The following is an 8,853-nucleotide window of genomic DNA, read 5'->3' as shown; positions in this document are numbered from 1 at the left end:
TCCTCTATTTGGTTCCCGCCTTAAATCAAGCGTTTGTCACCCGGCGCGCTTGACCGATCCCTTGTGCGCGCCGACGCCGGATTTGCGGCGGCGGAACGGGCGCTTGGGGCGATCGCCCGCGGGCCGTGCGCGCTGCTCCTCGTGGCGCCGCTGCGCCGTCGGCTTCGCCTGCACCGGCTTCGGCAGCGACGCGCGCTGCGCCGCGAAATTATCCGGCAGCGGCACCGGCTCCAGCTGGACGCGCGTGAGCCGCTCGATCTGCTTCAGATAAGCGCGCTCCTCGCCGTCGACGAAGCTGATCGCGATGCCGTCGCGCCCGGCGCGCGCGGTGCGGCCGATGCGGTGGACATATTGCTCCGCGACGTTCGGCAGCTCGAAGTTGAACACATGGCTGACGCCCGACACGTCGATGCCGCGCGCGGCGATGTCGGTCGCGATCAGGATCTTGATCTGGCCGGCGCGGAACGCCTGCAGCGCCTGGGTGCGCTGCGGCTGCGACTTGTTGCCGTGGATCGCTGCACAGCCGATGCCGGCTGCCTGCAGATGCTTCACGACCCGGTCCGCGCCGTGCTTGGTGCGCGTGAAGACCAACGCCCGATCGATCGGCTCCGACTGCAGGGTCAGCGTCAGCAGCGCCTGCTTCTCCGCCTGGTTGACGAAGGTCGCGAACTGGCGGACCCGCTCGGCGGTGGACGCAACCGGCGTCACCGCGACCTTGACCGGATCGGTCAGGAAGCGGTCGCCCAGCTCCGCGATCGCTTTCGGCATCGTCGCCGAGAAGAAGAGCGTCTGGCGCTGCTTCGGCAGCATCTGGCTGATCCGCTTCAGCGAATGGATGAAGCCCAGGTCCAGCATCTGGTCGGCCTCGTCGAGCACGAACAGCTCGACATCGCGAAGGGTGAGCGCGCGCTGGTCGATCAGGTCGAGCAGCCGGCCCGGCGTCGCGACGACGACATCGACGCCGGGGCGCATCTTGTTGATCTGCCGCCCGATCGGCACGCCGCCGAACACGGTCTCGACCGACAGGCGCATGAAGCGCGCATAGTCGCGGAACGATTGCGCAATCTGCGCCGCCAGCTCACGCGTCGGCGACAGAACCAGCATCCGGCAGCCGCCGATCGGCGTCGGCTTCGGATGGCGCGCGAAATAGTCGAGCGCGGGAAGCGCGAAAGCGGCTGTCTTGCCGGTGCCGGTCTGGGCGATGCCGCACAGGTCGCGGCCTTCCAGCACCGGCGGGATCGCCTTGATCTGGATCGGCGTCGGCGTCGCATAGCCCTTGGCCGACAGAGCCTTCAGGATCGGCTCGGCCAGGCCGAGGTCAGTGAATTTGGTCATGTATAACTCGCAATATGCGGATCGGCGGCGCGCAGGATGAGCGGCCGCGGAAACGCGGGGTTGTGTTGACAACCCGCGTGAAAAGGGAAGCCTGTTGCTTAGCAGCGCCAAGCGGTGCGGCCGGGCTCGTCATTCGAGCTGTTCACGCTGCCGGACCATCGGAGGCGAGCCCCCGTGCGCGAGCCGCCATATGGAGGCGCATTGCGGCGGAAGCAAGGCGTCGTGGATTCCGATGGAATTCCGCTCTTTTCGAGCGCAGTCGAGAAACGCCCCTCCCGACCCACGCTTCTCGACTTCGCTCGAAGCGAACGGATATGAGGGGCGCATGAACCGATTCATCCTTGCGCTCGCCCTCGCCACGGTCCCCTTTCCCGCTGCCGCCGCGCTCAGCCCGGCAGAGCAGAAAATGACGAAGACCGTCGATGCCGAATATGAGCGTTCGGTCGCGTTGCTTGAAAAGCTGGTCAACCAGAACTCGGGCTCGCTGAACATCGAAGGCGTCACCAAGGTCGGCGAGATGATGCGCGCCGAGCTGGAGCCGCTGGGTTTTCAGGTCACGTGGGTCCCGATGACCGAGGTCAAACGTGCGGGCCACATCGTCGCCATCCACAAGGGTGACGGCAAGGGCAAAAGGATGCTGCTGATCGGGCACCTCGACACGGTGTTCGAAAAGGATTCGCCGTTCCAGACATTCACTCGCAAGGGTGAGAAGGGCGAAGGTCCCGGCGCCGGCGACGACAAGGGCGGCATGGTCGTGATGGTCGCGGCGCTCCGCGCGATGCAGGCGGCGGGCGCGCTGAAGGACGCCGATATCGAGATCGTGCTGACCGGCGACGAAGAGGATGCCGGCGATCCGACCAGCATCTCCCGCCGCGACCTGATCGCGGCCGGCAAGCGCGCCGACGCCGCGCTCGATTTCGAGGGGCTGTCGGCGATCGACGGCCAGGATTGGGGCTCGATCGCGCGCCGCAGCTCGATCAGCTGGACGCTGAAGGTGACGGCGAAGAGCAGCCATTCGAGCGGCATCTTCACCCCCAATGCGGGCGAAGGCGCGATCTACGCCGCCAGCCGCATCATCGCAGCGTTCCGCGACGAGCTGCGCGAGCCCAACCTCACCTACAATGTCGGCCTGATCGCAGGCGGCACCCAGGCCGAGTTCGATGCCGGCAAGATTCACGCGACGGCGGCCGGCAAGACCAACATCATTCCGTCGATCACGCTCGCCCGCGGCGACATGCGCACGCTCACCGACGAACAGACCGCGCGCGTGCAGGCCAAGATGAAGGCGATCGTCGCGCGCGGCTATCCGGGCGCGCAGGCGGACATCACGTTCGACGAAGGCTATCCGGCGATGGCGCCGACCGAAGGCAATCGCGCGCTGCTGGACAAGCTGAACGAGGTCAACGCCGATCTGGGCCTGAAGCCGATGCCCGCGCTCGATCCGCTGAAGCGGGGCGCCGGCGACATCGCCTTCGTCGCCAAGGACGTCGACGGGCTGGTCGGCCTCGGCACCGACAGCGACGGCGACCATGCGCCGGGCGAAACGGTGAACCTCGATTCGATCCACCGCCAGGCCAAACGCGCCGCGATCTTGATGACGCGTCTCAGCAAGGAGCCGCGCTGACGCTCCTTCTGCGGCGGGCAGCCGCACCGAGCAGGGCGAAGCCCGCCAGCATCGAAGCCCAGGTGGCCGGCTCGGGCACGCCGCCCCGCACGTCCGCCGCGGTAACGACGATATTGTCGAACGCCGCATAACCGCCCGACAGCACGTCGATCTGCAGGATCACGTTTCCGTTCGTCGAGCCCGACGCGTCGAGGCCGTTCACCACCTGGCTCCAGTTGAAAATGTTCTTCGAGGTGTTGAACGGCGCGGTCGCGTCGAAGAAATCGAGCTCCGAGCCCGATCCGACGCCGGGCGCGCCGCTCGGGTTGTCGAACAGACGGAAGCGGTAGACCGGCGCCGCCCCGCCTGGCGGGACGAACGGTCCGCCGAACCGGTCGAGATCGATCCCCGAAATGTCGATCTTCAGGTTCAGGAATTTGAACGCGCCGACGTTGAAGGCGAGACCGAGCCGGTCGTCGTTCGCGTCCGACAACTGCGAAACGACATACTGGCCGCCGCGCCCGTCCGGGTCCTTGTAGCCCTGGCCGAACGCCTGGGTGCCGCCGATCAGCAGCGTTTCCGTCGTGAAGGTCTGCGAAAAGACGAAGCCGGCCGGCTGGTCGTGGTAGAGCTGGTTGATCGTGCGGAAGATGTTGATGTCGCCGCCGTCGTTCACAAAGCCGTCCGGATGCTCGAAATCCTGACTGTAGAGCAGGATGTCGGCAAACGCGGGCGTCGGCCAAAGCGCAACCGCCGCGGCCATCAGGGGTGCGATAAAACGCATAAGATGCTCCTTCGCTGGCGTCGATCGTCGGATCGGGCGTGTCGGAGCGACCCTCTTTCTGAACCGAATCCCTTAGCGAATTCGCGCGGAACTGGCTTTGATCGAGATCAGAATCCAAAGTCTCAGCCGTTAAATCCCCGCTGAACGGCCGGTTCAGGGCCGACTCACGCGCTTCCTCCTATTCACCGCCTTTCGAGCACGGGGCGAGACAGGAGGACGTGCATGCGCAAAATCTTTATCGGGCTGCTGCTCGCCGCCACGGCGGCATCGCCGGCCCTCGCAGATAAGGGCGGCCACGGCCGAGGCCATGGCGGCCATCCTCATGGCAATGCGCACAGCGCCGGCAAGGCGCACGGCGGCAAACATGCCGGCCCGGCGAAGAAGGTCGCCCGGACGGACTTTCACGGTAACGGCCATGCGAAGCAGGCAGTCCGCGCCCGGTCCGCGCCGATCCGCGTCGTCCGCTTTGAGCCCAGGCACGCGCAGAAGGGCTGGAAACGCGAGGCCAAGGCCGAGCGCAAGGTCGCGCGGCAATGGCAGAAGGACGTTCGTCCTGCCCGACGGATCGTCCGCGCCGAGCATTCTGCACCGGCGCGCGTGATCCGCTACGCGCAAGCGCCTCGCATCCGTTACGTCGAACGGCCGGCCGTGCGCTACGTGCAGCCGACGGTCGTGCGCTACGCCCCGGCGCCGGTGCGCTACGTGAGCCGCAGCTATGCGCCGGACTATTACCAGCAGCCGATCCAGCGCTATCGGTCCGATCGGTCCGCCGACTACTGGCCTGGCAGTTATGGTGTGATTCAGCCCGCTTACGACAGTGGCGTCGGCGGACTGTTCGGGAGCGGCGGCAATGGCATCCTGGGTGCGCTGCTGCCGGTGGTGCTTCAGAGCGTGGTCGGCGGCGACCTCGGCGGATTTGGGACGCTCGGCAACCTCGGCGCCACCAGCGCACTGGACAGCCTGACCGGCCTCGGCACACCGGATGTGCTGCCTCTGGAGCAGGCGAGTTACGCCCCCTACGCCAACGGAGGCACGACCGACCTCGCCTCGCTGCTGTTGCCATCGCTGCTCGGAAACGGGTCGCTGTTCTGACGGGCGGCCTTGATCGGCATGGGCGTTCGGCCCACATGACGCCCATGCTGATCGAGACCGAAACGACGCCCAATCCGGCGACGCTGAAATTCCTGCCTGGCCGGCCGGTGATGACTGGCGGCACGCGCGACTTCGCCACTCCGGAGGAAGCGGAAGCCTCGCCGCTCGCCGAGGCGCTGTTCGACCTGGGCGATGTCGAAGGCGTGTTCTTCGGTTCCGATTTCGTCTCCGTCACCGCGGCGCCCGGCGCCGAATGGCGCGACCTGAAACCCAACGTGCTGAGCGTGCTGCTCGACCATTTCTCCGGCGACATGCCGCTGTTCCGGCCCGGCTCCGCCGCCGGCATCGCGGTCGACGACGAGCCGCCCCTCGACGCGCCGGAAGACGCCGACATCGTCAGCCAGATCAAGGAGCTGATCGACACCCGCGTCCGCCCGGCCGTCGCCAATGACGGCGGCGACATTATCTATCGCGGCTTCCAGCAGGGTACGGTGTTCCTGAAAATGCAGGGCGCCTGTTCGGGCTGCCCCAGCTCGACCGCGACGCTGAAGCAGGGCATCGAGCAATTGCTGAAATACTATGTGCCCGAGGTGACGGAAGTGCGGGCGATCTGATGCCCGCCCTCGACGACGCCGCGCTCGACCAGCTGTTCCGCACCGCGCGCACCTATAACGGCTATACCGAGAAGCCGGTCGGCGAAGGCCAGCTCCGCGCGATCTGGGACCTGATGAAGATGGGGCCGACCTCCGCCAACATGCTGCCGGCGCGGATCGTCTGGTGCGTCAGCGACGAGGCAAAGGCGCAGCTTGCATCCTGCGCATCGGCGAAGAACGGACCGAAAATCCTGAAGGCACCCGTGGCCGCGATCATCGGCATGGACCTGGATTTCCACGAGCAGCTGCCCGAGTTCTTTCCGCACGATCAGACGGCCCGGAACTGGTTTCCCGATCCGGAGGTCCGCAAGGTCCATGCGCTGAGGAACAGCTCCCTCCAGGGAGGCTATTTCATCATGGCGGCGCGCGCGCTGGGGCTCGACACCGGGCCTATGTCGGGCTTCGACAACGCCAAGGTAGACGAGCTGTTCTTCGCCGGCACGACGGTGAAGTCCAACTTCATCTCGACGCTCGGCTATGGCGATCCCTCGACGATCTTCGCCCGCTCGCCCCGGCCCGCGTTCGAGCGCGTCAACCGAATCCTTTGAGACGCCTTGCGATCGAGACCGCGACCGGCACGTGTTCGGTCGCCCTGTTCGAGGACAGGCGGCTGATCGGCCATGTTCATGAGTTGGTCGGTCGCGGCCATGCCGAACGGCTGATCCCGATGATCGCGGAGCTGCCGGACAGCGGGCGTGCGGACGCGATCCTGGTCGATTGCGGCCCCGGCAGCTTTACGGGCGTGCGTGTCGGGCTGGCAGCGGCGCGGGCGCTGGCACTCGCCTGGCACGCCGGGATCGCCGGCTATTCGTCGCTCGCACTGATCGCCGCGACGGCCTTTGCGGAACCCGACGCCTCCGAAACGCTTACCGTTGCAATCATCGGTGGACATGGCGAGTATTTCGTGCAGCGTTTCGAACGAGAGGGAGTGCGCCCGATTACGCCGCTCGCGTCCTTGAAGCCCGACGCGGCCGCACTGCTGTGCGGAACCGATCCGGTCGCCGGATCCGGTGCCGAGGCGATGCGCGCCGCCGGCGCTTCCGGCCCCGCGCTCGCGATCGAAGCCGATGCGCGCAACACCGCACTGATGCCGCCCTCGCTTGCGGCTCTGCCGCCGAGCCCGATCTATGGACGCGCGCCCGACGCGCGGCTGCCCGGCTGATCATGGCGACCGATCTCGCCATCCGCGTCGAACCGGGCGGCATGGCCGATCTTCCCGACGTCATGGTCGCGATGGCGGACGCGTTCGACCCACAATATGGCGAGGCCTGGACCGAGGCGCAGTGCGCCGGCATCCTCGGGATGGCGGGAAGCTGGCTGCTGGTCGCGCGATCCGGCGCCGACCCGGCCGGCTTTGCATTGCTCCGCACCGTGGCCGACGAAGCCGAGCTGCTGTTGATCGCCGTTCGCAACCGTTATCGGCGTCAGGGAGTCGCGCGGGCCCTGCTCGCCCAGGCGATCGGCGACGCGGCCGCAGACGGCGTGGCGACGCTGCACCTTGAAGTGCGCGACGGCAATCCGGCAGCCGAGCTCTATCGCGGACTCGGCTTCGTCCAGATCGGCATGCGGCGCGGCTATTACCGCGGCCGAAGCGGCAAAGTCTTCGACGCCCTGACGTTCAAGAAGCGTCTTGACGTTAACTAAAGCGGGTTCGCCACTTTCGACTTGAACTCTTGTCTGCTTCAAGACATGGGCTGTTCCGGCCATCTTCCGATGGGCGCTTCCCAAGACGAAAGACAAGATCGCAATGACCGAACAATCCGAAATGAAAGAAACGCTGATCACGCTGACCGCGGACATTGTCGCTGCCCATGTCAGCAACAACAGTGTTGCGGTGAACGACCTGCCGACGCTGATTTCGAATGTGCACAATGCGCTGACTGCGCTGGGCGGTCCGCCGCCGCAGCCCGAAGTGAAGCAGGAGCCGAAGGTCTCGATCCGCGCATCGGTCAAGCCGGACTACATCGTCTGCCTGGAAGACGGCAAGAAGCTGAAGATGCTGAAGCGTCACCTGATGACGCACTACAACATGACCCCGGACCAGTATCGGGCCAAGTGGAACCTGCCCGCCGACTATCCGATGGTCGCGCCGAACTATGCCGAACAGCGCCGCACGCTGGCGAAGAAGATCGGCCTTGGCACCAAGCGCCGCCGGGGACGGTAAGCAGCCATTCTCCGTTCACTTCGAGCGAAGTCGAGAAGCGGTTTCTCGACTTCGCTCGAAACCAGCGGAGCCAGTGCCTTTCCCCTTCCGTTTAAACCCACTACATCGGCGCCATGCACCGCAAGATCGACGTCGAGGCGCTCTGCCACGAAAAAGGACTGCGCATCACCGACCAGCGCAAGGTGATCGCGAAAGTCATTTCCGAATCCGAAGATCATCCGGACGTCGAGAAGGTCCATGCCCGCGCCGCCGCGATCGATCCGGGCATTTCGATTGCGACCGTCTATCGCACCGTCCGCCTGTTCGAAGAAGCGGGCATTCTGGAACGCCATGATTTCGGCGACGGCCGCGCCCGCTACGAAGCGGCGCCCGAATCCCACCACGATCACCTGATCGACGTGGAAACCGGCCGGGTCATCGAGTTTGTCGATCCGGAACTTGAACTGCTGCAGCGGCAGATCGCAGAGAAGCTCGGCTTCCGTCTCGTCGATCACCGTATGGAGCTTTATGGCGTCGCGCTCGATCGCAAGAACTGAATTCCAGGCGCTGCTCGGCGACGGCATGAGTATTCTGCGCGGCAGCGGCCGCCTGGTCGCCCTGGCCCTTGCCTGCGCCTTTTGCGTCGCCGCCCATCTGCTGACCCGGATGCTTCGGATGCGTTCGCGCTGGCCGCAGCGCTGCCTTGGCTGGACGGCGCGGATATGCGGCGCGGTGGTAGAGCTGCGCGGGCGGGCGCTCGCGCACGACGTGCTGTTCGTTTCCAACCATGTCAGCTGGCTCGACATCCCGATCATCGCGGGCGCGACCGGCACTGCCTTCGTCGCGAACTCGGGCGTGCGCGACTGGCCGCTGATCGGCTGGCTCGCCGGCCTCAACAATACCGTTTATGTCGACCGCACCGACCGCAAGAGCGTGCAGGCGCAGATCGACGTGATCCGCGAGGCGCTGAAGCAGCATCAGCCGGTCGCGATCTTTCCCGAAGGCACGACCTCAGACGGGCTCGACCTGCTGCCGTTCAAGCCGTCGCTGCTGGAGGTGCTCGCCTCGACGCCGCGCGCGATCCGGGTGCAGCCGCTCAGGATCGACTATGGCGCCGCCCGCGACCTCGCCTGGATCGGCGAGGAGCCGGCCCCGCGCAACGCCTGGCGCGTGCTGACCCGGCCGGGGAGGTTCATTGTGCGCCTCGAGTGCCTCGACCCGTTCGCGCCGGCAGAGATCGGCG

Annotated in this window: 11 protein-coding genes; 9 read left to right on the top strand and 2 right to left on the bottom strand. The window is 66.2% G+C overall.

Annotation, left to right across the window (positions count from 1 at the left end; genetic code table 11):
- Window positions 1-36: 36 nt before the first annotated feature.
- Window positions 37-1,335, bottom strand: coding sequence for a DEAD/DEAH box helicase (locus VFT73_RS11005; protein WP_326410934.1), 1,299 nt, complete (start codon window positions 1,333-1,335; stop codon window positions 37-39).
- Between the two features lie 325 nt (window positions 1,336-1,660).
- On the opposite strand from VFT73_RS11005, the gene VFT73_RS11000 reads away from it, so the two are divergent.
- Window positions 1,661-2,959 (top strand): M20/M25/M40 family metallo-hydrolase, encoded by a 1,299-nt coding sequence (locus VFT73_RS11000; protein WP_326410932.1) that lies wholly within the window; start codon window positions 1,661-1,663, stop codon window positions 2,957-2,959.
- Here the strand turns inward: VFT73_RS11000 and VFT73_RS10995 are convergent.
- On the bottom strand, window positions 2,940-3,722 hold the full coding sequence (locus VFT73_RS10995; RefSeq protein WP_326410930.1) for a PEPxxWA-CTERM sorting domain-containing protein: 783 nt from the start codon (window positions 3,720-3,722) through the stop codon (window positions 2,940-2,942). The genes VFT73_RS11000 and VFT73_RS10995 overlap by 20 nt on opposite strands.
- Window positions 3,723-3,944: 222 nt before the next feature.
- Between VFT73_RS10995 and VFT73_RS10990 the strand changes: the two genes are divergently transcribed.
- The 8 genes from VFT73_RS10990 to VFT73_RS10955 all read left to right on the top strand — a co-directional run.
- Window positions 3,945-4,814 carry a hypothetical protein gene (locus VFT73_RS10990; protein ID WP_326410928.1) on the top strand — a complete coding sequence of 290 codons (870 nt, stop codon included), beginning with the start codon at window positions 3,945-3,947 and terminating at the stop codon, window positions 4,812-4,814.
- 44 nt (window positions 4,815-4,858) lie between these two features.
- Entirely contained in the window at window positions 4,859-5,428 is a 570-nt protein-coding gene (locus tag VFT73_RS10985; protein ID WP_326410937.1) for a NifU family protein, read from the top strand.
- Window positions 5,425-6,015 (top strand): malonic semialdehyde reductase, encoded by a 591-nt coding sequence (locus tag VFT73_RS10980; RefSeq protein WP_414712818.1) that lies wholly within the window; start codon window positions 5,425-5,427, stop codon window positions 6,013-6,015. The genes VFT73_RS10985 and VFT73_RS10980 overlap by 4 nt, the downstream gene beginning before the upstream one ends.
- Window positions 6,012-6,629: a tRNA (adenosine(37)-N6)-threonylcarbamoyltransferase complex dimerization subunit type 1 TsaB gene (gene tsaB / locus VFT73_RS10975; protein WP_326410924.1), complete on the top strand. Its 618-nt coding sequence runs from the start codon at window positions 6,012-6,014 to the stop codon at window positions 6,627-6,629. Before VFT73_RS10980 ends, tsaB begins: the two co-directional genes overlap by 4 nt.
- A 2-nt stretch (window positions 6,630-6,631) precedes the next feature.
- Window positions 6,632-7,111, top strand: coding sequence for a GNAT family N-acetyltransferase (locus VFT73_RS10970; RefSeq protein ID WP_326410922.1), 480 nt, complete (start codon window positions 6,632-6,634; stop codon window positions 7,109-7,111).
- Window positions 7,112-7,214: 103 nt separating this feature from the next.
- The gene (locus VFT73_RS10965; RefSeq protein ID WP_326410919.1) at window positions 7,215-7,631 is read left to right on the top strand and encodes a MucR family transcriptional regulator; all 417 of its coding nucleotides are present in this window, start codon (window positions 7,215-7,217) and stop codon (window positions 7,629-7,631) included.
- A gap of 113 nt (window positions 7,632-7,744) precedes the next feature.
- Complete coding sequence (locus tag VFT73_RS10960) at window positions 7,745-8,167, top strand: Fur family transcriptional regulator (RefSeq protein ID WP_326410916.1); 423 nt, start codon at window positions 7,745-7,747, stop codon at window positions 8,165-8,167.
- Window positions 8,139-8,853, top strand: a 715-nt coding sequence (locus tag VFT73_RS10955; protein ID WP_326410914.1) for a lysophospholipid acyltransferase family protein, incomplete at its 3' end; no start/stop codon positions are given. The genes VFT73_RS10960 and VFT73_RS10955, both read left to right, overlap by 29 nt.

The sequence above is a fragment of the Sphingomonas sp. genome, from assembly GCF_035758555.1.
Classification (GTDB): domain Bacteria; phylum Pseudomonadota; class Alphaproteobacteria; order Sphingomonadales; family Sphingomonadaceae; genus Sphingomonas_B.
Note: the sequence above shows the minus strand (reverse complement) of the source record. Positions and strands in the feature narration are given on the sequence as shown.

Excerpts from the sequence above, each read along its gene's own strand:
- VFT73_RS10990 (WP_326410928.1), top strand. The coding sequence starts at position 3,945 with ATGCGCAAAATCTTTATCGGGCTGCTGCTCGCCGCCACGGCGGCATCG.
- VFT73_RS10965 (WP_326410919.1), top strand. The coding sequence starts at position 7,215 with ATGACCGAACAATCCGAAATGAAAGAAACGCTGATCACGCTGACCGCG.
- VFT73_RS10995 (WP_326410930.1), bottom strand. The coding sequence starts at position 3,722 with ATGCGTTTTATCGCACCCCTGATGGCCGCGGCGGTTGCGCTTTGGCCG.
- VFT73_RS10985 (WP_326410937.1), top strand. The coding sequence starts at position 4,859 with ATGCTGATCGAGACCGAAACGACGCCCAATCCGGCGACGCTGAAATTC.
- VFT73_RS11005 (WP_326410934.1), bottom strand. The coding sequence starts at position 1,335 with ATGACCAAATTCACTGACCTCGGCCTGGCCGAGCCGATCCTGAAGGCT.
- VFT73_RS10960 (WP_326410916.1), top strand. The coding sequence starts at position 7,745 with ATGCACCGCAAGATCGACGTCGAGGCGCTCTGCCACGAAAAAGGACTG.
- VFT73_RS11000 (WP_326410932.1), top strand. The coding sequence starts at position 1,661 with ATGAACCGATTCATCCTTGCGCTCGCCCTCGCCACGGTCCCCTTTCCC.
- VFT73_RS10970 (WP_326410922.1), top strand. The coding sequence starts at position 6,632 with ATGGCGACCGATCTCGCCATCCGCGTCGAACCGGGCGGCATGGCCGAT.